At 71.0% G+C, this 26,010-nt stretch carries 23 protein-coding genes; 11 read left to right on the top strand and 12 right to left on the bottom strand.

Going from position 1 to position 26,010, the window contains the following annotated elements:
- Positions 1–116 precede the first annotated feature (116 nt).
- Entirely contained in the window at positions 117–698 is a 582-nt protein-coding gene (locus ACIA5C_RS12870) for a hypothetical protein (protein WP_396053868.1), read from the top strand.
- Between the two features lie 152 nt (positions 699–850).
- Here ACIA5C_RS12870 and ACIA5C_RS12875 read toward each other — a convergent pair whose 3' ends face one another.
- Both ACIA5C_RS12875 and ppgK read right to left on the bottom strand, forming a co-directional pair.
- On the bottom strand, positions 851–1,318 hold the full coding sequence (locus tag ACIA5C_RS12875; RefSeq protein ID WP_396053870.1) for a PPOX class F420-dependent oxidoreductase: 468 nt from the start codon (positions 1,316–1,318) through the stop codon (positions 851–853).
- Positions 1,319–1,327: 9 nt separating this feature from the next.
- Complete coding sequence (ppgK, locus tag ACIA5C_RS12880) at positions 1,328–2,161, bottom strand: polyphosphate--glucose phosphotransferase (protein WP_396053872.1); 834 nt, start codon at positions 2,159–2,161, stop codon at positions 1,328–1,330.
- Between the two features lie 222 nt (positions 2,162–2,383).
- On the opposite strand from ppgK, the gene ACIA5C_RS12885 reads away from it, so the two are divergent.
- Positions 2,384–3,145, top strand: a complete 762-nt coding sequence (locus ACIA5C_RS12885; RefSeq protein ID WP_396053874.1) for an RNA polymerase sigma factor SigF — start codon at positions 2,384–2,386, stop codon at positions 3,143–3,145.
- 175 nt (positions 3,146–3,320) lie between these two features.
- Positions 3,321–4,877 (top strand): diguanylate cyclase, encoded by a 1,557-nt coding sequence (locus ACIA5C_RS12890; RefSeq protein ID WP_396053876.1) that lies wholly within the window; start codon positions 3,321–3,323, stop codon positions 4,875–4,877.
- A 9-nt stretch (positions 4,878–4,886) separates the two neighbouring features.
- Here the strand turns inward: ACIA5C_RS12890 and ACIA5C_RS12895 are convergent, their stop codons facing one another.
- Together ACIA5C_RS12895 and ACIA5C_RS12900 are read right to left on the bottom strand one after the other, a co-directional pair.
- Entirely contained in the window at positions 4,887–5,477 is a 591-nt protein-coding gene (locus tag ACIA5C_RS12895) for a general stress protein (protein WP_396053878.1), read from the bottom strand.
- Positions 5,478–5,500: 23 nt separating this feature from the next.
- A complete protein-coding gene (locus ACIA5C_RS12900) occupies positions 5,501–6,439 on the bottom strand; it encodes a phosphatase PAP2 family protein (protein WP_396053880.1) in 939 nt (312 codons plus the stop codon).
- Positions 6,440–6,654: 215 nt separating this feature from the next.
- Between ACIA5C_RS12900 and gsmA the strand changes: the two genes are divergently transcribed.
- From gsmA to ACIA5C_RS12930, 6 genes are all read left to right on the top strand, one after another.
- Positions 6,655–7,794, top strand: coding sequence for a sporangiospore maturation cell wall hydrolase GsmA (gsmA, locus tag ACIA5C_RS12905; RefSeq protein WP_396053882.1), 1,140 nt, complete (start codon positions 6,655–6,657; stop codon positions 7,792–7,794).
- 108 nt (positions 7,795–7,902) lie between these two features.
- Positions 7,903–10,197: an ATP-binding protein gene (locus tag ACIA5C_RS12910; protein ID WP_396053884.1), complete on the top strand. Its 2,295-nt coding sequence runs from the start codon at positions 7,903–7,905 to the stop codon at positions 10,195–10,197.
- 10 nt (positions 10,198–10,207) lie between these two features.
- Entirely contained in the window at positions 10,208–11,005 is a 798-nt protein-coding gene (locus ACIA5C_RS12915) for an aldo/keto reductase (RefSeq protein ID WP_396053886.1), read from the top strand.
- A gap of 43 nt (positions 11,006–11,048) precedes the next feature.
- On the top strand, positions 11,049–14,957 hold the full coding sequence (hrpA, locus tag ACIA5C_RS12920) for an ATP-dependent RNA helicase HrpA (RefSeq protein WP_396053888.1): 3,909 nt from the start codon (positions 11,049–11,051) through the stop codon (positions 14,955–14,957).
- Positions 14,958–15,032: 75 nt separating this feature from the next.
- The gene (locus ACIA5C_RS12925; RefSeq protein WP_396053890.1) at positions 15,033–15,401 is read left to right on the top strand and encodes a DUF6401 family natural product biosynthesis protein; all 369 of its coding nucleotides are present in this window, start codon (positions 15,033–15,035) and stop codon (positions 15,399–15,401) included.
- Positions 15,402–15,444: 43 nt separating this feature from the next.
- Positions 15,445–16,173 carry a LamG-like jellyroll fold domain-containing protein gene (locus tag ACIA5C_RS12930; RefSeq protein ID WP_396053892.1) on the top strand — a complete coding sequence of 243 codons (729 nt, stop codon included), beginning with the start codon at positions 15,445–15,447 and terminating at the stop codon, positions 16,171–16,173.
- Positions 16,174–16,200: 27 nt separating this feature from the next.
- Here the strand turns inward: ACIA5C_RS12930 and ACIA5C_RS12935 are convergent, their stop codons facing one another.
- Entirely contained in the window at positions 16,201–17,148 is a 948-nt protein-coding gene (locus ACIA5C_RS12935) for a ketopantoate reductase family protein (RefSeq protein ID WP_396053894.1), read from the bottom strand.
- A gap of 98 nt (positions 17,149–17,246) precedes the next feature.
- On the opposite strand from ACIA5C_RS12935, the gene ACIA5C_RS12940 reads away from it, so the two are divergent.
- Positions 17,247–17,816, top strand: a complete 570-nt coding sequence (locus ACIA5C_RS12940; RefSeq protein WP_396053896.1) for a TetR/AcrR family transcriptional regulator — start codon at positions 17,247–17,249, stop codon at positions 17,814–17,816.
- A gap of 82 nt (positions 17,817–17,898) precedes the next feature.
- Here the strand turns inward: ACIA5C_RS12940 and ACIA5C_RS12945 are convergent, their stop codons facing one another.
- The 4 genes from ACIA5C_RS12945 to ACIA5C_RS12960 all read right to left on the bottom strand — a co-directional run bounded on the left by ACIA5C_RS12945 (position 17,899) and on the right by ACIA5C_RS12960 (position 22,977).
- Positions 17,899–19,923, bottom strand: a complete 2,025-nt coding sequence (locus ACIA5C_RS12945; protein ID WP_396053898.1) for an ATP-binding protein — start codon at positions 19,921–19,923, stop codon at positions 17,899–17,901.
- Positions 19,924–20,026: 103 nt separating this feature from the next.
- Positions 20,027–21,502, bottom strand: coding sequence for an aminotransferase class I/II-fold pyridoxal phosphate-dependent enzyme (locus ACIA5C_RS12950; RefSeq protein ID WP_396053900.1), 1,476 nt, complete (start codon positions 21,500–21,502; stop codon positions 20,027–20,029).
- A 50-nt stretch (positions 21,503–21,552) separates the two neighbouring features.
- Complete coding sequence (locus ACIA5C_RS12955) at positions 21,553–21,783, bottom strand: hypothetical protein (RefSeq protein WP_396053902.1); 231 nt, start codon at positions 21,781–21,783, stop codon at positions 21,553–21,555.
- Positions 21,784–21,813: 30 nt separating this feature from the next.
- Positions 21,814–22,977: a PP2C family protein-serine/threonine phosphatase gene (locus tag ACIA5C_RS12960; RefSeq protein ID WP_396053904.1), complete on the bottom strand. Its 1,164-nt coding sequence runs from the start codon at positions 22,975–22,977 to the stop codon at positions 21,814–21,816.
- A 115-nt stretch (positions 22,978–23,092) separates the two neighbouring features.
- On the opposite strand from ACIA5C_RS12960, the gene ACIA5C_RS12965 reads away from it, so the two are divergent.
- A complete protein-coding gene (locus tag ACIA5C_RS12965; RefSeq protein ID WP_396053906.1) occupies positions 23,093–23,638 on the top strand; it encodes a pyridoxamine 5'-phosphate oxidase family protein in 546 nt (181 codons plus the stop codon).
- Here the strand turns inward: ACIA5C_RS12965 and ACIA5C_RS12970 are convergent.
- Genes ACIA5C_RS12970 through ACIA5C_RS12980 form a run of 3 tightly spaced genes read right to left on the bottom strand, consistent with a single transcriptional unit; the run spans position 23,615 to position 25,882 of the window.
- Positions 23,615–24,025 carry a nuclear transport factor 2 family protein gene (locus tag ACIA5C_RS12970; protein WP_396053908.1) on the bottom strand — a complete coding sequence of 137 codons (411 nt, stop codon included), beginning with the start codon at positions 24,023–24,025 and terminating at the stop codon, positions 23,615–23,617. The two genes, ACIA5C_RS12965 and ACIA5C_RS12970, sit on opposite strands and share 24 nt — an antisense overlap.
- A gap of 21 nt (positions 24,026–24,046) precedes the next feature.
- Positions 24,047–24,556, bottom strand: a complete 510-nt coding sequence (locus ACIA5C_RS12975) for a VOC family protein (RefSeq protein ID WP_396053910.1) — start codon at positions 24,554–24,556, stop codon at positions 24,047–24,049.
- 15 nt (positions 24,557–24,571) lie between these two features.
- Complete coding sequence (locus ACIA5C_RS12980; protein WP_396053912.1) at positions 24,572–25,882, bottom strand: PKD domain containing protein; 1,311 nt, start codon at positions 25,880–25,882, stop codon at positions 24,572–24,574.
- Positions 25,883–26,010 lie beyond the last annotated feature (128 nt).

A 26,010-nucleotide genomic window follows, 5' to 3' on the forward strand; every position in this document is an offset into this window, starting at 1 on the left:
CGGTTGCCGGAGGGTCCCACTCCGGTGACCCTGCTCAGCACCCCTGCCCCGCCCGCCGACCAGATCCTCGACGCGGCACCGACCGGCTGCCGCGCCCGAACGGATCGGAGCACAACGTGGCGAGTCCCTCTGGTGAGCTTTCCCCGGTGATCGCGGCGAGCACCCACTGGCTCTCGCGCGCCTACCCGGCGGGCAGCCCCGACTCCATCGCGCACACCCTGTCCGAGCTGCAGGCCCGGCAGGCGATCACGGTCGCCGCCTGGCTGCGCTACCCGACCGAGATGGACGCGGCCCTGGTCGCGATCGCCGGCCCGGGCGGCTCGGCCGTCCTGGACTGGCGCGCCGGCAGCGAGCCGGACGACGAGGCGCTCGAGGCCGAGGGCTGGCGCACCTGGGTCGACGAGGTCGTCGTCTCGTGGGCCGCCTGCCTGCTCGCCGACCCGATGCTGGCCCGCCGCGGCGTCGACGCGGTGCTCGCGGCCGTCCCGTCGGACACCTCGCGACCCAGCCCGTACCCGCGCATCCCGGGCGACGTGCCGCACGAGTTCCGCCGGCTGCTGACCCCGGACGAGCGCGACCTCAAGGCGGCCGTCCTGCTGCGCCACCCCGACCTGCTCGAGTCGATCGCCGAGCTGCACCGGGACACACTGCTCTACCTGCTGGACGCTGAGCAGAACGAGGCCGCTCTGCCGGCTTGATCTGGTTGTTGTTCTGAGTCCCGCCCCGGCACTGGGTGGGGCCGAGTACAGCACGGGGGTGCGACACATTCGGCGGGCTGTCCACCGGCTCGACGACGCGTACACAAGAAAGCCGCCGCCCTCGATGGGCGGCGGCTTTCTCGGTCTTGGTCTCAGCTGTCAGCGAGCCGGGCGGGGAAGCCGCCGGTGGCGATCGGGCCCCAGCGGTCGATCGTGATGCGGATCAGGGACTTGCCCTGGTCTTTCATCGCCTGGCGGTATTCGTCCCAGTTGGGGTGTTCGCCTGAGATGACGCGGAAGTATTCGACCAGGGGCTCCAGCGCCTCGGGCAGGTCGAGCACCTCGGCCGTGCCGTCCACCTGCACCCAGGCGCCGCCGAAGTCGTCCGACAGGATCAGGGCGGAGACCTGCGGGTTGCGACGGATGTTGGTGGCCTTGACCCGCTCGGGGTAGGTCGAGATGACGATGCGGCCCTCGGTGTCGACGCCGCAGGAGTTGGGCGACGACTGGGGACGGCCGTCCCGGCGGGTGGTCATCAGGATCGCGTGGTGCCGGGGGCGGATGAACTCGAGCAGTTGCTCGCGGTCGGCCCGGGTGTTGGTCGCGATGGTGCGGGGCACGGAAACTCCTCAGTTGTTCGCGGGTGCGCGGCCGGCCTGGGCGCCGCTGGTCCCGCCGCCCTCGGCGTGGGCCTGCGCCGCGGCGTCGACCGGGACGACCCCGGGGCCGTGCGCCTGCTCGGCGGTGACCGCGGCGCCGATGATGCCGGCGTTGTTGAGCAGCGTCGCCGCGACCATCGGGGTGCGGATGTCGATCAGCGGGAAGAAGCGGTCCGACTTCTTGCTGACGCCGCCGCCGATGATGAACAGCCGCGGCGAGAGCAGCGCCTCGACGGCGCGCAGGTAGTCCTGCACCCGGCCGGCCCATTTTTCCCAGCTCATGTCGTCGGCCTCGCGGGCCCGGTCGGACGCCCGGGTCTCGGCGTCCTTGCCGTCGAGCTCGATGTGGCCGAACTCCGTGTTCGGGATCAGCTTGCCGTCGAGGAAGAGCGCGCTGCCGATGCCGGTGCCGAAGGTCAGCATCATGATGAGGCCGGCCTGGTCGCGGCCGGCCCCGAACGCCACCTCGGCCACACCGGCCGCGTCGGCGTCGTTGAGCACCGAGACCGGCATGCCGAGCCGGTCGGTGAAGAGCTGCGCCGCCGGGGCGTCGAGCCACGACTTGTCGACGTTGGCCGCGGTGCGGGTGACGCCGTCGACGACCACACCGGGGAAGGTGATGCCGACCCGGTCGTAACCGCTGAACTGCGCCGCGACCTCGGCCACCGCCTCGACCACACTGGTCACGTCCGACGGTTGGGGTGTCACCACCCGGTAGCGCTCGGCTAGGAACTCGCCGCGCACCGTGTCGACCGGTGCGCCCTTGACCCCGGAGCCGCCGATGTCGATGCCGAGAATGGCCATCCTGTTTCCCGTCTCCAGTTCCGAAGATGTTTCTCGCTGTCTACCACGGGGCACCGACATCGCATGGTGGGCGGTTGACCCGCTGGGGTCCTCTTACCCTCATCGTGGGGGGTAAGACTCATACTTTCGGCTAGGCACGGCTCCGCTAATCAGATAACCTCAACGCTGAACGGTCGCCGCACGCGGGCACGGCTCTCTGCCCGCCCATGGAGGACCACAGCGATGACCCTGCTCTACGCCGAGACAAGCACCGACAGCGCCACCGAGCTGCTCCACGCGCTCGCCGACGACCCCACCCGGCCCGGTCTGCGTGACCGCACGATCGAGGCGTGGCTGCCGCTGGCCCGCCACCTCGCCCACCGCTACTCCGGCCGCGGAGAACCCGCCGACGACCTGATCCAGACCGCCACCGTCGGCCTGATCAAGGCGGTCGACAAGTTCGACCCGGACCGCGGCGTCGACTTCGCCGGCTACGCCATCCCGACCATCATCGGCGAGATCAAGCGGCACTTCCGCGACCGCACCTGGTCGGTTCGCGTGCCCCGCCGCCTGCAGGAACTGCGCCTGGCGATCACCGAAGCCAACAGCACCCTGACCCACACGCTGGGCCGTTCGCCGACGGTGCCGGACATCGCGGGGCACCTCGGAGTCTCGGAAGAGGACGTGCTGGAAGGGCTGGAAGGCGCCCGCGCCTACAACGCCACCTCGCTGTCCACCCCGGTCTCCGCCGACGGGATCACCGAGCTCGGCGACACGCTGGGCGGCGAAGACCACGAGTACGAGCTGGCCGAGACCCGGGTGGCGCTCGGCCCAGCGCTGGCGACGCTCGACGAGCGCGAGCAGAGGATCCTCACGCTGCGCTTCTACGGCAACCTGACCCAGTCGCAGATCGCCGACCAGATCGGCATCTCCCAGATGCACGTCTCGCGTCTGCTCGGCCGGGCGCTCACCAAGCTGCGCACGCAGCTGGCCGCCGGCCTCTAGGCCCGCGCCCCTTTCGCGCCTGCCGGCGGGGGAAACCCGCCGGCAGTTGTGCGCCCGTGACCTGCTCCCACCGGTAGGGTCCCCGGGCAATCGCGAGGCCCTTGTCGAAAGCTCAGATCGGGACGCCCCGGGCCGATCTGGCCGGAGAACAACAGGGCGGACCGAGGGGAGCACCGTGGCGGGCAACCAGCTGGTGGCTGTCTCGCCCTATGGCCCGCTGGCCGACCTGGCTTTCGAGACCTACGACCTCACCGCGCACGGCCGGCACCTGGAAGCCCTCGCCGAGGCGGACCGGGCCGAATTCGTGGTCCACCTGTTCGGCGACCATCGCACCGCTCGGGTGATCCGGCTGGGCCGGGTCTATGCGCTGGCCGCCCTGGGCCGGCTGGACGAGGCGCTCGCCGTCGGAGAGGCACTCGTGGCCGAAACCGGGGAGGCCACCGCCCCGCTCGCCACCAAGGCCAAGATTCTGGCCGACGTCGCCGACTCCCTGCTGCGGCTGGGCCGGATCGACGACGGCCTCAACTATGTCGCCCGCGCCTGGGGACTGCTCGAGGTGGCTCCGCGCGGCACCGTCCGGTACGTGTCCGCCATGTCCTCGCTGTGTGACGCGGCTCGGGCGGCCGAGCTGTTCGAGCTGGCCGACGACTGCATCCGTACGGCGATCGAGACGTTCTCGACCGGCGCCGACCCGGTCTATCGGGAGGCCGTCCTTCTTCAGAAGGCCGAGCTCCTGCTGGAGTGGGGGCTGCGCCTGGAGCAGATCGGCCGGCAGGAGGAGGCGGCCGGGCTGTTCGCGCGCAGTGCCGCGACCCTCGACGACTGGGACGAGCTGCAGGAGTCGGGGCCGATCGGTGCCGCGCTGCTGGCGGTCGGTGCGGCCAAGACCGGGCGGCCCGAGCTCGCGTTGGACCTGATCGAGAAATATCTGTGGCCGATGCGGGAGGCGGGTCAGAAGCACGAGGCCCGGTTGCTGCATCTGGCGTACGGCCTGGTGCTGCGCGACCGCGGTGATCTGGCCGGCGCGCACCGCGAGTTCGTGGCCGCCGACGAGCTGGCCGGTCTTCCGGGCCAGCACCTGCTGTTCCGTTACGAGCTGGCGCAGGTGGCTGCGCTGGAGTCGCCCGGGGTGGCCACGCAGACCATGTTCCGCGCGCTGACCAACCAGTTGGAGCTGCTGTGGCGGCTGCGGCTGGATCGGCGGACGATGCTGCGGCAGGCGATCCGCCGGGTCGAGCTGGAGGCGGCGCGGGAGCGGGCCGACCGGGCCGCCGCGTCGGACGCGCTGACCGGGCTCGGCAACCGGCGGTTGTTCGATCGGCTGATGGGTGATCTGCGGGGCGCCGGCGCGCTGCTGCTGATCGACGTCGACCATTTCAAGGGGATCAACGACACGTTCTCGCACAGCATCGGCGACCGGGTGCTGGGTGAGATCGCGGGAGTCCTGCGGGACCACTGCCGGCAGGGCGAGGTGGCGGTGCGGTTCGGCGGGGACGAGTTCGCGATGCTGCTCAAGACCGGGCCGGTCGAGGCGGCGCGGGTCGGCGAGCGGATCCGCCAGGTGGTCGTGAGCTACGACTGGAATGTCGTGGCGCCCGGTCTGCGGGTCACGCTGAGCATGGGGCTGGCGACGTTCGCCGACGGAACGAGCGGCCACGAGCTGTTCGACCTGGCCGACCGGCATCTCTACACGGCCAAGCGCAACGGTCGCAATCAGCTCGCAGCCGCCTGAAAGCCGAAGTCACTCGGCTCCGCTCGCGTTCCAGTTGAGCTGGACCAGCAGGGTGCGGGCCTGGTCGGCGACCTCGGGGTCGGTGGTGACCGCATATTGCCCGGCCTGCAGCGAACTGCGGGACGCGAAGTCGCGCCGGCCCCCGGTGGCGGCGTGGGCGATCGCGCCGAAGACCGCGCCCCAGACCGCGCCGATCAGCAGGCAGACGAAGATGACGGCGAACCAGTTCGAGTTGCTGAAGATGCCCAGCAGCAGGCCGATCAGCAGGCCGAACCAGGCGCCGCTGGCCAGTCCGGCGCCGGCCGCCCGGAGGGTGGTGAGGCGCCCCAGCACGTTTTCGACCAGGCGCAGGTCGGTGCCGATGATCGCGGTGCGCTCGACCGGGAACTTGTTGTCGGACAGGTGGTCGACCGCCTGCTGCGCCAGGGCGTAGTCGGCATAGCTGCCGACGACGACCGTGGCGGTCGCGGCGATCGGGCCCCCGGTCTGCGACGGCAGGCGGGGCACGCCGGCTGGTCCGGGCGGTACCGAGGAGGTGGCGGGGCCGGCGGCCGGAGGAACTGCGCCGGCTGCCGGGGAGTCGTCGGCTGGAGTGGTCATTTCGGGCCTCCCGATGAGGGGGATCAGTCCGTTTCCGAAGTGGCGGGTGCAGGGGCCGGGGCGGTCACGACCGGAAGGGGCCGCCGGCGGGGGCCGGAGGTGAGCCGCACCCAGAAGACGAAGGAGCCGGCCGTGGCGGCGGCCATCACGGCCGAGCCGGCGAGGAAGGCGATCCGCCCGGACACCAGGCCCGGGTGGAACCGCTCGGAGAAGGCGACCGCGAGCATGCCGAGCACGCCCGCGGTAGCGGTGATCGCGAAGGCGGCGAGCAGCGGCCACTGGGCGAGCCGGCTCGGGCGTTCGCCCGGCTCCGGCTTGCGCAGCCGGAGAACCCGGATGACGAAGACGGCGGCCGCGCCCCAGGCCAGCACGACAAGCATGGCCGCCATGGTGTCGCTGGGACGGTGCCATTCGGCCCACACCGTCGCGATCGCGATCACGGTGACGTAGACGAAGCCGATCAGGGCGACCGTACCGCGTACGGCCCGGGGCAGGACCAGGACCAGCGCGTACACGACGGAGGCCGCCGCGGCCGTGTGGCCGCTCGGGAAGGAGTTCGGACCGGGGAAGTGGTCGAGGTCGGGCCGCACCAGGTGGCCCTTGAGCAGTTCGACGCTGCCGTTGGCCCCGAGCACCAGGAAGGCCGCACCGACCGCCAGGTCGACCCGCTTGCGCAGAATGCCGATGGCCGCCGCCACCACGCAGACCAGCACCACGCTGGCCAGCGTCGTGTTGTCGAGGGCCCGGCCGAGCACCTCGTCCATCTTGGGGTGGTGCACCCCGCTGCGGAGGGCGGCGTTGTCGACCGCCTGCCCGAGCGAGGTGCGGACGAAGAGCCGGTAGACGAGGTACGCCCCGGCCGCGGCCAGCGCCGCGATCGCAAGCGGTAGCAGTACGTGGCCCGGGCCGCGCCGGGGCGCCCTCAGATCGACTGTCTGCTCTCGCGATGCCAGGGCCGTCATCGGCTGGGGTCCTCCTGCTGTGGTGAACGGGGACGGCGGCAATGTGCCCAGCCGTCGTGATTTTCAAGCCCCATCAGTCTCCCGGGTCTCGCTGAGAGCTTCCAGTGCCACCCAACCGTCAACGCAACTCAGCCGCAACCTCGCACGCTCTGGCCCCGCAACTGCGCGACGAGATCTTCGTCAGGACGCCGACGAAGTACGAAGGGGACGTTTTCATGCGCAGGTTGACCCGACGCATCATCGCCGGGCCGTTGCTGGTCCTGGCCGCGGGGGCCGGGACCGGTCTCGCGCCGGACGCCGCACAGGCGGCGACCGGCATTTCCGCGACCATCCGCGTGAGCAGCACGCTGATGGTCCGCGCGGCCGCCACGCTCGACTCGAGGGTGCTGGGGAGTCTGCGCAACGGCCAGAAGGTGACGGCGCTGTGCGGCGTCACCGGCCCGAGCGTCCGCGGCTCGATCCGTACGACGACGCAGTGGGACAAGCTGAGCACCGGCGGCTATGTGACCGACGCGTACGTCGCGGCCGCCCGGGGCATCCCGCGCTGCACGACGCCGCAGGCGCAGAAGGTGCAGGCGAAGCCGGCCACCAAGACGACCTACAAGGTGGGAACGGTCCGCAGCGCGGACGGCAAGGTCAACATCCGGACCGGGCCGTCGCCCTTGTCGCCGGTCAAGCGGACCGTGCTCACCGGGGCCAAGGTGCAGGAGGTCTGCGGCGTGGTGGGCACGCTGGTCAAGGGCACCGTGCGTACGACGACCCAGTGGAACCGGCTGAGCGACGGCACGTACATCTCGCACGCGTACGTCGTCACGCCGACCCTGCACCTGTGCCCGGGTGCCGCCTCGACGCCGCCGGCGTCGACCCCGGCGCTGACCCCGGACCAGTTCGTCGCCGCCGCGGTGCCGGGCGCGCAGGCCGGCTGGCGCGAGTACGGCGTGCCCGCCTCGACGACGATCGCGCAGGCGATCCTGGAGTCCGGCTGGGGCCGCAGCAGCCTCTCGACGACCGACCGCAACTACTTCGGCATCAAGTGCCAGGGCAGCAGCTACGGCACGCTGGCCTCCGGCTGCCACGTCTACCACACCACGGAGTGCGGCAGCACGGCCGCTTCCTGCTATGCGACTTCGGCGAGCTTCCGGACGTACGCCACGATGGCGAACTCGTTCCGTGACCACGGCAACTTCCTGAAGGTGAACAGCCGTTACAAGCCGGCCTTCGTCTACACCAAGGACGCGAACAAGTTCATCTGGACGGTCTGGAAGGCCGGCTACGCCACCGACCCCACCTACTTCACCAAGGTCACCGGCCTGATGGCGACCTACAACCTGTACCAGTACGACACCTGGAAGTGAGCTCGCAGTGACGGCCCCCGTCGGCCGAACCCGGTCGGCGGGGGCGTTTTGCGTTTTATGCTGCGTTTGGTGAAGCGCGCGGAGAGAAACCGTCGAGGCGAGGCGAGCATGCGCCGTGGTCGTCTCGGTGGTCCCGTGCTCGCCCTGGCCGTACTGGTCGTGGGCATCGCCGCCACCGCCGGAATCGTCATCGCCCTGCGGGCCGACCAGCGGGACAACGCCGAACAGGTGATGGACCAGCGGACCGCGGTCGCGCTGGCCGCCGTGCAGACCGAGGCCGAGCGCTACCGGGCCCTGCTCCAGGCGACCGCGGCCGGCATCAGCACCGACGACAGCTTCACCTGGGACGACTACGACGTCGTGACGGCGCCGCTGGCGACCGCCGATCTGGTCGGCGCGTCCAGCGTCGCGTACGTCGTCCCCAGCCGGACCCAGCAGATCGCCGCGACCCAGGCTCTGTGGCGCAGCCGCGGAGCCGACGGCCTCACGCTGCGCCCGACCGGACCGGCCGGCATGCACTACTTCACCATCTTCACGCGGATGCTCAACGAGGACAGTGAGGCGCTCGACGGCCTCGACGTGCGCGGCTCGCCGGAGGCGTCGGCCGCGCTCTCCTACGCTCAGCAGATCGGGCAGCCGACCGTCTCCGACACCTACGTGCTGCTGAGGGACCGCAATCTTCCGGCCGCCCAGCAGCAGCACTCGTTCGTCTTCGCGGCGCCGATCTGGACGCGTGCGCCGATTCCGCAGTTCCGCGGCTGGATCGTGCTCGGGATGCGGGGCCAGGACTTTCTCTCCGGCGTTCTGCGTACGGTCAGTCAGGGCCAGCTGGACGGGAGCCTGCTCGCCACCACGGCCGGGGGTGCCCGTTCCCAGGTCGCCGACTATCACGTGCCCGGGCGGCCGTCGCTGACCCGCCGCAACGACTTCACGGTCGCCGACCAGGATTGGACGCTGGTCACCCGGGCCGACCCGGCGCGCCTGCCGGGGGCTCACAGCGTGCTGCCCGCCACCGTGCTGCTCGGCTGCCTGGCCATCACCACGATCCTGGCCGGCCTGGTCTGGGTGCTCGCCACCGGACGGTCCCGGGCCGTGGCCCGGGTGCACGAGGCGACCCGTGAGCTGCGGGAGGCCGAGGCCGAGAGCCGCCGGCAGGCCGGTCTGCTCCAAGCGATCATGGACAGCATCGGGGACGGCGTCGGCGTGGTCGACGAGCACGGCGCGTTCCTGCTGCACAATCCGGCGGCCAAGGCACTGCTCGGTATTCAGCTGGACAACGACCACCCGGAGGCCTGGCAGGAGCACTACGGGCTGTTCCGGCCGGACGGGCGTACGCCGTTCCCGGTCGACGAACTGCCGCTGATGCGCGCGCTGGCCGGGCAGCCGTCGGACGGCGTCGAGATGATCGTCCGTAATCCGCAGCGGCCGGAGGGGTTGCTGCTCAGTGTCGACGGCCGGCCGCTGGACGTCCGGGCCGGTCAGCGTGGTGCGGTCGCGGTCTTCCACGACATCACCGAGCTGCGCCGCTACGAGAACGACCTGGCCGTCTTCGCCGGGGTGGTCGCGCACGACCTGAAGGCGCCGCTGGCCGTGGTGCGCGGGCACTGCGAGGCGGCCGACGAGGATCTCTCCTGCGTCTCCGACGCCGCGGACGTCCGGGCCACGCTCGGCCGGGTGGTGCGGGCCGTCGACCGGATGGCCGCCCTGATCGACACGCTGCTGGCGTACGCGACCGCCCGGGACGCCCCGCTCAAGGTCGAACGGATCGAGCTGGGACCGCTGGTCGAGGACGTCGTGCACGATCGCGTGTCGTACCGGCCGGACGGCGAGCAGCCCGACCTCTACGTGGGCCCGATGCCGGCGGTCCGCGCCGACCCGGCGATGCTCCGTCACGTCCTCGACAACCTGATCGGCAACGCCCTCAAGTACGTGCGCCCGGGCGCCACGCCCCGGGTCGACGTCACCGCCTCGCCGGAACCGGGTGCCGGCGTACGCATCGAGGTCGCCGACCGCGGGATCGGCATCCCGGACAGCGACAAACCGGAGGTCTTCGAGACCTTCCACCGGTCGACCGAGGTCGCCGGCTACGCCGGCACCGGCCTCGGCCTGGCCATCTGCAAGCGGATCGTCGAACGGCACGGCGGCACGATCGGTGTCGCCGACAACCCGGGCGGCGGCACGCGGTTCTTCTTCACCCTGCCTCTGGAGGTATCCGACATGTCAGAACCGGAAGATGACATCGCGGTCCGGGCCGCTCTGGAACGGGCCCTGGCCGAGCGGGTCAACATGGAGAACTCGCGGCTGCCCGGAATGAGCGCGCTGCCCGCCGCCGAGCCGAGCGCGCACCACGAGCCGGCTGCCCGGCTGCGGGCGCCGGTGCCGGACCATCAGCACGGGAACTAGTTTTGGTGGTATGACGATTCCTTCCCTGCCGTTGTCGAAGGCCGCCGACGGGACCACACCCGAGATGCCGCTGCTCGGCTTCGGCACCTGGCAGATCCGCGGTGACGCGGCCTACCAGGCGGTCCGCGACGCCCTCGAGGCCGGTTACCGGCACCTCGACACCGCCACCATGTACGGCAACGAGGCCGAGGTCGGCCGCGCGCTCAAGGACTCCGGCGTGCCCCGCGACGAGGTCTTCGTGACCACGAAGCTGCCGCCCGAGCGCGCGGGTAAGGAGCGGGCCACGCTCGATGCGAGCCTGCGGGCGCTCGGCCTCGACGCCGTCGACCTGTGGCTGATCCACTGGCCGCCGTCGAAGCGTAAGGCGGTCGACGTCTGGCGTCAGTTCCTGGCCGCCCGCGACGCCGGCCTGATCCGCGCGGCCGGTGTCAGCAACTTCGGCATCGACGAGATCGACGAGCTGTTCGCCGAGACCGGGGAGCGCCCGGCGGTCAACCAGATCCGGTTCGGCCCGACCCTGTGGGACCGGGCCGAGGTCGAGGCGCACCGCGAGCGCGGCATCGTGGTCGAGGGCTACTCGCCGTTCAAGACCACCAACCTGCACGACCCGGTGCTGACCGGCATCGCCACCGCCCACGGCGTCGACCCGGCCCGGGTGGTGCTGCGCTGGCACATCCAGCACGAGATCGTGGTGATCCCGAAGTCGCAGACGCCGGAGCGCATCGCCCGTAACGCCGACGTCGACGGTTTCACGCTCACCGCGGACGAGATGGCCGCGATCGACGCCCTGTCGCGAACGCGGCGTTAATCACCAGCAGTTCGCCCTCTGATACGCCTATTGTTGCTGCGCCATGTCTATAACACCCGAGCTGCGCAACCGCATCGCCGAGCTCCTTCCCCGCGACGAGCGCCGGCTCCAGCGCCGCCTCGAGGGCACCCGCAAGATCTCCGACGAGGCGGCTCGCAGTGCGGTGCTCCAGGAGATCGCGGCCGAGGCCGAGCAGGCCCGGCTGCGTCTCGACGCGCGCCTGGCGTCGGTGCCGCCGGTCACCTACCCCGAGTCGCTGCCGGTCAGCCGGCGCAAGGACGACATCGCCGCAGCCATCCGCGACCACCAGGTCGTGGTGGTGGCCGGCGAGACCGGCTCCGGCAAGACCACCCAGATTCCCAAGATCTGCCTGGAGCTGGGCCGGGGCGTGCGCGGCCAGATCGGGCACACGCAGCCCCGGCGCATCGCGGCGCGCACGGTCGCGGAGCGCATCGCCGAGGAGCTGGGCCGCCCGCTCGGGTCGACCGTCGGCTACAAGGTGCGGTTCACCGACCAGGTCGGCGACGACACGCTGATCAAGGTGATGACCGACGGCATCCTGCTCGCCGAGCTGCAGAACGACCGCATGCTGCATCGGTACGACACGCTGATCATCGACGAGGCGCACGAGCGCAGCCTCAACATCGACTTCATCCTGGGCTACCTTCGCGAGCTGCTGCCGAAGCGGCCCGATCTCAAGGTGATCATCACCTCGGCGACGATCGAGACCGGGCGGTTCGCGCAGCATTTCGCCGCTCCGGACGGCACGCCGGCTCCGGTGATCGAGGTGACCGGGCGGACCTACCCGGTCGAGGTCCGCTACCGGCCGCTGGTGACGACGACGGTCGAGGACGAGGACTCGGCGGGTGGTCGGGAGGAGCCGATCGACCAGATCGACGGGATCGCCGACGCGGTCGACGAGCTCGGGCGCGAGGGCGACGGCGACATCCTGGTCTTCATGTCCGGCGAGCGCGACATCCGCGACACCGCCGACGCGCTCGCCAAGCGCAACCTGCGCAACACCGAGATCGTCCCGCTCTACGGCCGGCTCAGCGCGGCCGAGCAGCACAAGGTCTTCGAGCGGCACTCGCAGCGCCGGGTCGTGCTCGCCACAAACGTCGCCGAGACGTCGCTGACCGTGCCCGGCATCCGCTACGTGATCGACCCCGGCACGGCCCGCATCAGCCGCTACTCGAACCGGCTCAAGGTGCAGCGGCTGCCGATCGAGGACGTCTCGCAGGCCAGCGCCAACCAGCGCAAGGGCCGCTGCGGGCGGACGGCCGACGGCATCTGCATCCGGCTCTACTCGGAGGAGAACTTCGAGGCCCGGCCCGAATTCACCGAGCCCGAGATCCTGCGCACCAACCTCGCCAGCGTCATCCTGCAGATGACCAGCCTCGGCCTGGGCGACCTGGCCCGGTTCCCGTTCATCGACCCGCCCGACCCGCGCAACATCAACGACGGCGTGAAGCTGCTCGAGGAACTCGGGGCGCTCGACCAGCGCCGCCTCACTCCGATGGGCCGCCAGCTGGCCCAGTTGCCGGTCGACCCGCGCCTCGGCCGCATGGTCATCGAGGCCGACAAGCAGGACTGCGTCGCCGAGGTCATGGTGATCACGGCCGCGCTCTCGATCCAGGACCCACGCGAGCGCCCGGTCGACAAACAGCAGCAGGCCGACGAGAAGCACGCCCGGTTCACCGACAAGGAATCGGACTTCTTCAGCTACCTCAACCTGTGGCGCTACCTGCGGGAGAAGCAGCAGGAGCTGTCCGGCAACCAGTTCCGCCGGCTGTGCCGTTCCGAATTCCTCAACTATCTGCGCGTACGCGAGTGGCAGGACATCTATTACCAGCTGCGGCAGGTCGTCCGTACGCTCGGTTTGACCTTGACCGAGGACCGGGAGGAAGTTGCCGAGGGCCCGCACGTGCACACCGCGCTGCTCTCCGGTCTCCTCAGCCACATCGGTCTCAAGGAGACCGACAAACGCGAATACCTGGGCGCCCGCGGGGCCAAGTTCGCGATCTTCCCCGGGTCGGCGCTGTTCAAGAAGCAGCCGCGCTGGGTGATGTCGGCCGAACTGGTCGAGACAAGCCGCCTGTGGGGCCGGGTCAACGCCCGCATCGAACCCGAGTGGGCCGAAAAACTGGCACCCCACCTGGTCAAACACAGCTACTCGGAGCCGCACTGGGAAAAGAAGCAGGGCGCGGTGATGGCCTACGAGAAGGTCACGCTCTACGGCCTGCCGATCGTGCCCCGGCGCCGGGTCGGCTACGCCAAGATCGATCCGGCCCTGTGCCGCGAGCTGTTCATCCGCAACGCGCTGGTCGAAGGCGACTGGGAGACCCACCACAAGTTCTTCGAGGAGAACCGCAAGCTCCTCGAACGGATCGAGGAGATCGAGAACCGCGCGCGCCGGCGCGACATCCTGGTCGACGACGAAACGGTGTACGCGCTATACGACGCCCGCATCCCGGCCGACGTGGTCTCGTCCCGGCACTTCGACGCGTGGTGGAAGAAGGCCCGCCGCACCGACCCCGACCTGCTCACGTTCACCCGCGACCTGCTGGTCAACGCGGGCCGCGACGCGGTCGACCCGAACGCCTACCCCGACGCGTGGCTGGCCGACGGTGTGCGGCTGCCACTGAGCTACTCGTTCGAGCCCAACAGCAAGTCCGACGGCGTGACCGTGCAGGTGCCGGTGGCGCTGCTCAACAAGCTCGACCCATCGGATTTCGTCTGGTCCGTGCCCGGGTTCCGGAAAGAGGTCGTGGTCGCGTTGATCCGCGCGCTGCCCAAGGCGCTACGCACCAACTTCGTGCCGGTCCCGGACTGGGCCGAGGCGGTGCTCGACCGCATCCCGGCCCGGCGAGGCCCGCTGCCCGACGCGGTCGGTAACGAGTTGCGGCGGCTGACCGGCACGATCGTTCCGCCCGGTGCGTGGCAGCCGGCCCAGGTGCCCGACCACCTTCGGGTGAATTTCCGGGTCGTCGACGAGCACGGAGCGGTGGTCGGCGAGGGCCGCGACCTGCCTGCTCTGCAGAGAGAGCTCGCCCCCAAGGTGCAGCAGACGATCTCGGCCGCCGCCGGCAACCTCGAGCGGCGGGGGATCACGACAAACGATTTCGCCGCGATTCCGCGGCGGGTTGCCCAGGTACGCGGTGGCTACGAGGTAAACGTCTTCCCGGCTCTGGTCGACGAGGGCGACTCGGTGGCGATCCGCGTCTTCGAGGACGAGCCCTCGCAACGGCTCGCGATGATCGCCGGCACCCGGCGGCTCCTGCTGCTCACGCTGCCGCCGGCCGCCCGCTACCTGCAGGGGCGGATGGACAACCGGGCCAAGCTGGAGCTGTCCCGCGCCAACCCGTACCGGTCGATCGCCGACCTGCTCGACGACTGCGCCGGCGCCGCGATCGACCAGCTGGTGGCGGACGCGGGCGGGCCGGTGTGGTCGTCGGTCGAGTTCGCCTCGCTGCGCGACACGGTGCGCCAGGACCTGGTCGACGCGACCGAGGGCGTGGTGACCGAGGTGCGGGCGGTGCTGGCTTCGGCGTACGAGGTCGACCAGCGCGTCCGTACCCTGCGCGACCCGGCGATGGTCGCGGCCCTTGCCGACATCCGGCAGCAGCTCAAGGGCCTGGTGCACACCGGGTTCGTCACCGAGACCGGGTGGAAGCAGCTGCACCACCTGCCACGCTACCTGCGCGGCATCGTCTACCGCCTCGACCGTCTCGGCGGCAACCTGGCCCGCGACCGGCAGCTGATGGCCCAGATCCACGAGATCGAGGCGGAATACCGGGAGCTGCGGTCCGACCTGCCCGACAGCCCCGGCCTGAGAGAAATCCGGTGGATGATCGAGGAACTTCGGATCAACCTGTTCGCACAGACGCTCGGCACCGCCTACCCCGTTTCCGACAAACGGATCTACAAGGCGATGGATCAGCTGCCCGTGTAGCGGGCCCGTAGGCACTCGGGTGCCGTTCGGTTACCCCCCTATCGGGCGGGTCCGGCAGGCCCTAGCGTTCTCGCCATGACGACGAACGAGTTCCTCGCCGCCGCCCCGATCCTTCACGCCGACATCGCCCTGCTGGACGACATGATGGCGCGGGTCGGTGTCGACGGCCTGCTCGCCGCCATGACCGAGCCGTCCGTGCTGGCACAGGTCGACCAGCACGCCGCGGCGGTGCGCGACGCACTCTCCGAGGCCGGCCGCCGGGCCGATGCGGCCGGGCTTGCGGCGTACGCGAAGTCCATCGCGTTCGCGGCCCGGCGCGCCGGTCGCCCGCTGCCGTCGCCGGGCACCGCCCCGATCTGCGGGCCGGGCTGGCTGGCCGCCGACTGGCACCAGATGCGCGTGGTCGCCGTCTGCGCCATCGCGGACGCGAACGGCCTACTGTGACGCAAGCGCCGTAACGGATCGCCCCGAGCGCGATCTCTTAGGTATGAAGATCGCAATTGCGCTGGCCCTGGTGGCCGGCATCGCCGGGACGTCCACTCCCGCCCTGGCTTCGTCGTCGGATGTTCCCGCTCCGTCGCTGGTCGCCCGCTACACGTTCGACGCCGGGGCGGTGAACGGCCAGGTGTCCGACTCGTCGGGGCACGGGCCGGCGCTCACCGTGCGGGCCGTCGACAACGGTGTGGTGCAGTTCCCCGGTGGGGTGGCGGGCGGGAAGTACGCCGCGTTCCCCGCTATCTGCGCGACCGCCACGCCGTGCCCGCGGAGCCTGCTCGAGGGGGCCAGCACGGCCGGCCTCAACCCGGGAACCCAGACGTTCCGGTGGTCGGCCCGGGTGTTGATCAATAAAGCGCAGGTCAAGGGCTCGGCCAACATCATGCAGAAGGGCGTGGCCGGCACCGGCAGCCAGTGGAAGATGCAGATCGGCGCCACCCAGGGGCGGGCCCAGTGCGTGGTCGGCGGGACCGGGCTGACCGGCGGCTACCTGGTGCGGTCGTTGTCCACGGTGACCGACGGCCAGTGGCACAAGATCCTGTGCCAGCGGTCGGGCACCGCGCTCAGTGTCTATGTGGACGACGTCCTCAAAGGGACCGCGACTCTCCCGGCCACGCTGTCGATCTCGAACAACCTGCCGATGCGGATCGGCGGCGCCAACTTCAAGAACAGCGACATGTACCACGGCCTGCTCGACGACGTGTACGCCGAGCTCGGCTGAGACAGTGGGTGCGGCCGGGCCCTCGTCTCAGCTTGCGAGCTTGAAGTAGGGCTCGGCCGCCTCCAGCCGCGGCACCGGCACGCCCAACCGGCGCGCTTCGGCCAGGGTGTCGCGGCAGACCGCGCGCAGCTCCTCCGGATTGGCGTGCGCCTCGAGCAGCAGACGCACCGGCGGAAAGTGACCGAGCAGCCAGGCGAGGGCGGGTGCGGTCAGCCAGGCCGGCGCCCGGTACGGCAGCACGTCGCCTCGATGCCGCCGCAGGTCGACGCCGCGCGCCTCGACGAGCGGCAGCAGTTCACGGATGGCGAGCAACGCCTCGCGGACCCGGCGCGGTGCCCCGGCCAGCCCGGCCAGTGAGCCCAGCTTCAGGCTCTGTGTGTGCAGGCCGGCGTTCTGCACGAAGTGGAGCGACAGCCAGCCGCGGAAGTCGGCCTGCTCACGGAACCGGAATCCGGCCTCGCGGAACGCCGTGCGGACGGCCAGCTCGCGTTCGGTCGGTGGCCGGTCGAGAGTGCCGAAGAAGATCATGGGCAGCAGGGCGCCGCGCAGGACGCCGTCGTCGCCGAAGCCGCCTCCGGCACCGGGGAAGCCCCAGGCGACCTGGTCGGCCGGCAGGGCCGCGACCGCCGCCGACGGCTCGACCCAGAGGTTGTTGAAGACGAGCACCGTGGCCCGGCCCACGCGTGGCCCCAGGAAGGCCGCGGCCTCAGCGAACCCGTAGTGCTGAACGCTCAACACGATCAGATCGAAGTCGTGGTCCGGTTCCAGCGACTCGCGGTAGCGCACCGGCCAGCTCTCGGTGACGGGCTCCCCTCGAAGGCGACGCCGCGCGTCGAGCACCTCGAGGTCGATGGCCGCCCCGTACGCCGCCGCGCGCCCCGGCCGCACGTAGAACTCGACCTCGTGCCCGGCCCGCTCCAGGGCCCATCCGTAGATCGCGGCGATTACGCCCCGGCCGAACATCAGGATCTTCATCGCACCTCATGGCTTACGACCCTCGCGGCCTACAATTGGAGATCATCTCCACTTCCAAAATATGGAGACAGTCTCCACTTGTCAATGCGAGGCCCCGCGTGACCGATCCCAAGCCGCTGCGCGCCGACGCCCGCCGCAACCGCGACGCCGTGCTCGCCAAGGCCCGGGAGGTCTTCGCCACGGGCGGCTTCGACATCCGCTTCGACGACTTCGCCCGGCTGGCCGGCGTGGGCACCGGCACGCTCTACCGCCATTTCCCCACCCGCGAGGCGCTGGCCGAGGCGGTCTACCGCGAAGAGATCACCGCGATGTGCGCCCGTGCCCGCGAACTGCAGGCCACGCTGCCCGCTCCGGAGGCGTTGGGGGCCTTCCTGCGCGGCTTCGTGAGCCATCTCGACGGCCATCAGGGCCTGGCCCGTACGCTCGCGACGCTCATGGCTACCCGCTCCGGCGCCCTGGCCGAGGGTGGCCGGGCGTTGAGCCAGGCGATTGCCGACCTGTTGGCCGCCGCCGTCCGGGCCGGCGCCGTCCGCGACGACGTGGGTGCGGGCGCCGTCATGATGGCCCTGCACGGCATCTGCTCGGCCTACGACCATCCGGGTTTCCGGCCCGACGCGGACGCCGCCATCAACCTCGTGCTCGACGGACTGCGCCGTCAAGCGCCCTGATTGGTGCCGGCGGGTGTGCCGGCGGGTCGGTGCCGGCGGGTCGGTGCCGGCTGATCGGTGCCGGCGGGTCGGTGCCGGCTGATCAGTGCCGGCGGGTCGGTGCCGGCCGGGGGAGGCTGACGCCGCCGAGCCGGGGCGTCATGCAGGGCACGGCGATCGTGAAGGTGGCTCCGGTGGGCCGGGTGGGCGCATAGCTGATGCTCAGACCGCCGGCGCGGGCGAGCTGACTGACCAGATAGAGCCCGAGCCCGGTGCCCGGCGCGGTGGTGGCCACGCCGGTGTCGGCCCGCGTGAAGCGCTCGAACAAGTGCGGAACGAACTCTTCCGGAACCCCCTCACCGTGATCGGACACGTCGACCATGATCTGATCGCGGCGGTTGCACACCGTCACGGTGATCGGCGGCCGGCCGTACTTGGCGGCATTGGCCAGCAGGTTCCCCAGGATCAACTGCAGATGGGCCGGATCGGCCAGGCCTTCGGTCTGGTCCGGCGCGACGACGGTGATCGGAGCCGAATGGCCGCCCTGATGGGCGGCGACCGCTTCCCGTACGGCGTGCGAGACGTCGATGCGGACCGCGCGGGCGGCCAGCGCCCCCGCGTCGAGCTGGGCCAGCGTCAGAATGTCCGTGACCAGGTCCGCCGCGCGATGACCGGCGGCCGTCATGCGCCGCACGTCCGACAGCTTGTCCTCGTCGGGTATCTCCGGCCAGTCGTCGAGCAGCAGTTCGCCCAGGCCGACGATGCCGGCCAGCGGCTGGCGCACGTCGTGGCTGAGCATCGCCATGAAGTCGGCCAGATGGGCGTTGGCCTCCTGCAACTGTTCGGCGCGCTGGGCGAGTTCCGCCTCGTGCTCGCTACGTACGCGCTCCAGCGCCCGCCGCTCGGTCATGTCGACGATCTGGGTGGTGAAGTACTGCGGGCGTCCGTGCCGGTCGCGCAGCAGCGCACCGGTGACCGAGGTGTCGAGCGTCGCGCCGTCGGCCCGCAGGTACCGCTTGTCGAGGTCGAAGCCGTCGGCCCGCCCGGCCAGGCAGTCTCGGCCCGCGACCGTGGCGGCCGGCCGGTCGTCGGGGTGGATGACCTCGGCGCACGACGTGCCGATCAGGTCGTCCTCGGTGCGCCCGAGCATCTGAGAGGCCGCGGGATTGACCCGCAGGAACCGGCCCTCGGTGTCGGTCAGCGTCATGCCGATCCGGGAACCGTCGAACACCCGCCGGAAGCGGTCCTCGCTGAGCTGCAGATCCTGGCGGCTGCGGCGGGCTCGCGCGGCGGCCGCGACCACGAGCAGCCCGACCACTGCGGCGCCGCCCAGCCCGGCGTGACCGGCGGTCTCGTTGCCGGCCAGCGACGCGAACAGCACGTCCTCGCGGACCGCGGCCGACAGCCGCCACGGGGTGCCGGCGATCGGTGCCGACGAGTAACGCCACCACCGTCCGGCGGCGTGGTAGCGGCCCTGCCCATGCCGGCGCAGCGCCGCGGCGAGCGATGGATCGGCACCGGCCAGGGTCGGCGTACTGCCGGTGAGAGCCCGGTTGGCGGCCACGACGTTGCCGACGGCATCGACCAGCTGGACGCGGGCGCCGGCGAACGACAGGGCGGTCGTCAGATAGGCGGTCAACGGGCTGTGCTTGATGTCGACCGCCCCCGAGAACACCCGCCGGCCCGACGACGTGGCGAACGGAACGGCGAAGGCCACCACCGGGTTCTGCTCGGCCGCCGACGGCACCACCGGCGACACGGCGGGCCGGCCCTGCCGGAGGGCGGTGCGCAGATGCGCGTATCGACCGGCCAGGTCGCGTCCGATCACCGACGGGTCGGGCGGGATCACCTGCAGCGCCCGGCCCCGGTCATCGATCAGGACCGCGGCCGGGTACCCGAAGCCGGCGACGGCCCGGGCGAAGTCCCGCGCGTTCACCGTGCGGTCGGTCAGCGACGCGTCCGCCTGCACCCGTTCCCGGGCGATCAGATCGGCTGTATAGCTGGTGACGAAGTCGCCGATGAGGCCGACCCGGAGCTGAAAACGCTGCGCCAGCGCCTCGCGGCTGTTGTGCTGCTGCCACACCAGTCCACCGGCCGCGGCCATGGTCAGCAGCAGCCAGATCAACATCGGGACGACAACCGGACGCCATGAGGCGCCGAGAGCCCGCCGGAACTCCACACTGCGACATCGGCCCGAAACCGCGCGACCTGAGCGAAAACGCCGGGCGAGGTCAGAGATCGGCCACCCGGATGGTGTCGAGCGCCGGGTCGGCGGGGTCGGGCAGGACCATGCCGGCGGCGACGCCGGTGCGGAGATAGTCGATCAGTTCGGCGGAGATGCGCTCGCCCGGGATCAGCGCGGGAATGCCCGGCGGGTACGGGGTGACCTGCTCGGCGCAGATGCGGCCGACCGCGTCGGCGATCGGGACGGTCCGGGTCGGGCCGAAGAAGGCGTCCCTCGGCGTCAGGACCGGTTCGACCTCGAAGCTGGACGGGTCGGGCAGGTCGACGGGTTTGGCGGCCGGGAGGGTCGCCGAGGCACCGACTAGACGGTGTACGGCGTCCACGAGCCGATCGGCGGTGCCGGCGTCGTCGGCCATCGACAGGGTGGCCAGGATGCGCCGGTGATCGGAGAGGCCCACATCGACCCGGCAGTTCTCGCGGAGCCAGTCGGCTGCCTGGTACCCGCTGATGCCGAGGCCGCTGACGTCGATCAGCACCTGCAGCGGGTCGAGGTCGTGACTGGCCTCCTCGTGCAGCAGTTCGTCGCGCAGCACGTGCAGCCCGTCGAGGGCCTCGAGCCGTTCGCGGACGTCTTCGGCGAGCGCGAGCGCGTCCGACAGCAGCCGGGTGCCGTGTTCGACCATCTGCCGGCGCCAGCCGTCGATGGCGGCGTACACGATGGTGTTGGGACTGGTCGTCATCAGCAGGTCGGCGCAGGCGGCGAGGTGCTGCCGGTCGATCAGGTCGCCCTGGGAATAGAGAACCGAGCCCTGCTCGAAGCCGGCGCCCATCTTGTGCACGCTCACCACGCACACGTCCGCGCCGGCGTCCATCGCCCAGGTCGGCAGGGCGTCGTGGAACGGAAGGTGGGCACCCCACGCCTCATCGATGATCAACGGCTTCCCGCGCCGATGACAGACATCGGTGAGCGCCGCGATGTCGGCGCACGTTCCGTACGGCGTGGGGCTGACGATCAGCGCGCCCGCCGCGTCCGGATGCCGCTGGAAGGCCTCGTCGAGCTGGCGCGGGGACGGCGGATGGGCCAGGTGCAGTTCGTTGTCGTAACGAACGTCGACCCAGCGGGGTTCGACGCCGCTGAAGATGAGGCCGGCGACGATCGACTTGTGCGCGTCGCGGCCGATCAGCAGCTCGCCCCGGCCGCCCGCGACGGCGAGCATCGCGGCCTTGACCGACAGCGAACTGCCGGCGGTGGACAAGAACGCCTGGTCCGCGCCGACCGCGTCGGCCATCAGCTCCTCGGCCTCGGACAGGAAACCGTGCGAGGACGAGCGGTCGTCGAGGCCGCTGGAGGCGAGCAGATCCGCGCGGTAGGTCTCGGCGCCGAGGATGTCGCGGGCCCGGGGGTCGGCGCCGCGCCCCTGGCGGTGACCGGGCGGTGTGAAACCGTACCGGTCCTGCCGGTGGTAGTCGGCCAGCGCGTCCAGCAGAGGGGCACGGCTGTGGTCGAGGCGGCGATGACTCATGCGCTGTCTCTACCGCACGACCCGCGACATAAACGCCTACCCGCCGGTCGTCAGCCGACCGAGGTGTCGTTGTCGGCCAGGCACTCGGCCCGGGCGTCGATGGCCTTGGCCTCGGCCGTGACCCGATCGGCCAGGGCATGCAGCCGCTCGCGTGTCGTTTCGTTCGGCGCGGCCTCCGCACTGCGGTGCAACATCGCTTCCGTTTCTTCCAGCTGGGCCGCGGTGGAGTGCATCACCGCGGCGGTGCGGTCACCGTTGCCGACTCGATCGCCCGTCGTCATAGCCGTCCCATACCCCGACAAGACGGCCGATTAATCCTCGAGAATCACCGGAGGCACGCCGATCGCCATGATCGCCGTGTCGTCCTCCAAGCCGTTCCCGAAGCCGTTCAGCAGGTCGATGAACGCGTCGACGACGGCGGCCGCATCGGCCGGGGCGAGGTCGTCGACGAATTCGGTTACGGCCTCCACACCGAAGCGCTGGTTGCCGAGGCCGGTCCGGGCCTCGGTGACGCCGTCGGTGTAGAGCACGAGAGTGTCGCCGGGCCGTGCGGTCAGCACGGTGTTGGTGTAGGTCGAGCCCGGGAACACGCCGACCAGTCGCCCCTTGGTGTGGTGCCGGTGTGCGGTCCCGTCGGCGCGCAGGAGCAAGGGCTCGGGATGGCCGCCGCTGGCGATCACCGCGCTGAAGCCCTCCGCCTCGAGGGCCAGGATGCCGAACACCACTGTGCAATAGCGGGCGTCCTGGCGGTACTCCTGGTAGAGCACCTGGTTGAGGTTGTCCAGCACCGCGGCCGGATCCGGGTCGTAGACCGCGGCGGCCCGCAACGTGTACCGGGCGAGGGCGGTCACCGCGGCCGCGTCGACGCCCTTGCCGCTGACATCGCCCAGGAAGAATGCCCAGCGGCCGTCCGTCAACCGGAAAAGGTCGTAGAAGTCGCCGCCCACCTCGTAGATCGATGCCATCTGGTAGTGCGCCGCCGTGGTGAGGCCGGGCGGTGTCTGCAGCACCGAGGGCAGCAGGCTCCGCTGCAGATCGGCCACCAGGTGCCGGAGACGCTGCCCCTCGCCCTCGGCGACCCGCCGGGCGTGGAGCAGCTCCTGCTCGTAGGCGCGCCGGTCCCGGCCGTCGAAGAGGATGGTGCGCACCACCTCGGGCCGGCCGTCGCCGCCGGGCCGCACGATCGAGCTGACCAGGACCGGGAATGCGGCACCGTCGCTGGTCCGCAGGTCCAGCGAGATGCCGCTGATCTCGCCCTGCATGGCGAGCAGGGGTGCCAGGTGGGTCTCGTAGTAGATCCGGGCGCCGAACGTGAGCAGGTCGCCGAGCCGCTTCCGGCCGACCAGCTCGTCGGTGGTCAGGCCGAGCCAGCCGAGCAGGGTCGCGTTGATCCGGATGATCGTGCCGTCCGGAAGCGTGGACAGGTTGCCGCACGGGGAGTTCTCGTACAGGTCGTCGGCGGTGTCGTCGAGCAATGCGGGAAACCTTGCCTCTTCATGATCGTGATGGGGCACCACGGAGCTCGGCTGATCCACCAGGGTAGCCGCGCCCCGTCGGATTTCTGTCGGACCCCCGGCGTATACCGGGTCCATGAGGTGGTCATCGCTCGAGGAGCAGCAGCCCCGCCTGGCGTCGATGGGCCGGCAGCGGCTGATCGGGCCCGGCGTGGTCCTGGTCGTGACGATCCGGCGGGACGGCACGCCGCGGCTGAGCCCGGTCGAGCCGTTCCTGCTCGATGGAGAGCTGTGGCTGTCGATGATGCCGACGTCGTGGAAGGCGGCCGACCTCGATCGTGACCCGCGGGTGCTGGTCCACAGCGTGATCACCTCGCGGGACGGTGCGGAGGGCGAGTTCAAGGTCCGCGGGGTCGTGCGAGACCAACCCGATCCGGAGGTGCAGAGGCGCTATGCCGAAGCGGTGGCCGGGGCGTTGGGCTGGTCGCCGGAGCCGGGCCGATTCCGGCTCTTCGCGGTCGACGTGCTCGGCATCTCGGTGATTCGTTACGACTCGTCGACGGGCGATCAGTTCGTGACCCGGTGGCCGACCGGCGGCGAGTTCGTGCGGCGCGGCACGTCGGCGACCACGCTCGGGCCGCCGTCGCCGGCCGCCGACCTACTCGTCGTGCCAGGACACTGAGCTGATCCGCCACCCGCCGGGCATCCGCACGAACTGGAAGGTCTTGTGGCCGCCCCCGGTGAACGGCGTGCCGTCCTGCACACCCTTCTTGGCGTAGCGGCACGAGTGCTGGGCGATGTCGCCGAACACGTCGGTGCGGCCGCTGACCTCCCACTCGCTGAAGCCGGTGAGGCGGCCGCTCGCCAGCAACGCCTGCCGCGGCTCGAGGAACGCACCGATGTCGTAGACGGCCGGCTCCGGTTCGCCGGCCCGGATGATCAGCGCCTGGGGGAGAAGGGCGTCGCGCAGCTGGGACATGTCGGCGCCGGGGACGAACGCGGCGAAGAAGACCCGGACGAGTTCGGCGATGGCCGCGGTGTCTTCATCGGCCGTGACCTGCTGCACCATCGCCTCATCGTAGTGACTCGCTCAGCTGAAGGGCTGCAGGAAGCTCGACCGGTCCCAGCCGTCGGCTGCCGCGCGGACCTTCTCGAACAGGGCGGTGAACTCGTCCGTACGGGGGTGGATCTCCACGGCGAAGCCGAGCGACGGCGCGAGGTCGTACTGGGTGATGTTCAGGCCGGCCGTCGAGGCGGTCATCGCCGGCGGAATGTCGTGGCCCTCGAAGCGGGCAGCGACCGAAGCCGGATCTTCCACCACGTACGCCAGGTGCTGAAGGGTCGGCAGCGAGCCCGCCCGGAAGAACTTCCCGGCGGCGGCGGGAGCCGCCGAGTGGATCTCCTGGATCTCGATGAAGAGGTCGCCGTGGGCGGCGAAGGCCGCGCTGTGGTCGAACGACGCCGGCCGGCCGTCGACCGTCAGCGTGTCGAAGTGGATGTGTTCCAGCGCGAGGAACGGGCCCACGCCGGCCAGCTCATACCACCGGCGGGCGGCCTCCGACAGGTCGCGGACGACATAACCGAGATGATGCAGGATCATGGCGTTCAAAGTAGATCACCGGGGAAACATGCCGATCCGGCCGTGATATTCGTGGCCGAGCTCGTCGGTGTCGGAGCCGACCAGCAGGCCCTGAGGAACGGCGACGAAGACGCGGACGCCGACGCCGCGGGTCCGGGTCGGGTTCCATGACAGCGCGCGGCCGGTGGAGGCGTCGAGTGCGCCGATGCCGGGGCGGACCACCGCGCCGGGGCCGGGCGTGAAGACCGGCGGCTGACCCGGGTTCTTGATCTTGTGCCCGTACGGGTTGTCGAGGTACAGCTGGTGGCCGCCCACGTAGACGGCCGCGCCGGTCACCGCCACGGCGAACAGCGAGTTGCCGCCGGTGTGCTGCACCCAGACCGGATCGTGGCGGCCCGTGCCGGCGGTCTGGAAGCGCGCCGCGGCGTCGCAGAGCTTGTCCGGACCGGACGTGCCGCCGGTCGAGACGACGACGAAGTAGGAGCCGTCCGGGGAGAACTTGACCTGCCGCAGATAGGCCTGGAAGTCGGGGGCGCACGGCGGCGCGTACGCGGTGGTGTACCAGCCGGTCAGCGCGGCCGTCGGGCCGGTGATGTCGAACATGGCGATCCGGGAGCGGTCCGTGCTGCCCGACCGGAGCAGCGAGCCGACCACCACCATCTGGCGGCCGTTGGGGGAGATGGCGACGTCCTCGACGTACGTCCGGATCAGCCCGGGCGCCGAGAAGCGGGCGTCGAAGCGGGAGTCGAGCCGGCCCGAGAAGGCGTCGAGGCGGGCGAGTCCGGCCCGGGCCACCCCGTCGGCGGCCGTGAACGTGCCCCCGGCGTACAGCCATCCGTTCTGGACCGCGAGCGTTCGCACGTCCCCCTTGTTGATCCGGCCGGAGAAGGATCCGATCCGGGAACCGGACAGCGACAGCCGCGCCAGGCCGCGCGCCGACGACCCGTTCACGGTCGTGAAGGACCCGCCCGCGTAGACCGTGTCGCCCGGCCCGGCGGCCAGCGCGAACACCGGTCCGTCGACCGCCGGCGCGAACGACCGGACCGAGCCGTCGCGCAGGTCGAAGGCGAAAATGTTCCGCCGGGTGAGGACATGCCGGCGACTGCTGTCGGCCACCGAGTGGAAGCTGCCGCCGACGACCACGGTGTTCCCGACCACGGCCATCGTCCACACCGTGCCGTCGAGCACGTGCGGCGTGTAGTCGACCGGGTTGTCCGACACCACGGTCGGCTGGGCGAGGTCGGCGGTGGCCGGGGTGATGCCGCCGGCCAGCGCGGCGACGACCGCGACAGCCGCGGCCAGAAAGCGGCCGGGGACACGAATCTTCACACCCGGTAAAACGATCATGAAGGCAAAGGGTCGCGGGGGGCGGGGGGGGGGGCCCCCCCCCCGGGCCGCCGCGGGGGGGGGGGGCCCCCCCGGGGGGGGGGGGGCCCACCCGGCCCCCCCCGGGGAAGGCGCACGAGAACCGGCGG

The sequence above is a fragment of the Actinoplanes sp. NPDC051343 genome, from assembly GCF_044455125.1.
Lineage (GTDB): Bacteria > Actinomycetota > Actinomycetes > Mycobacteriales > Micromonosporaceae > Actinoplanes.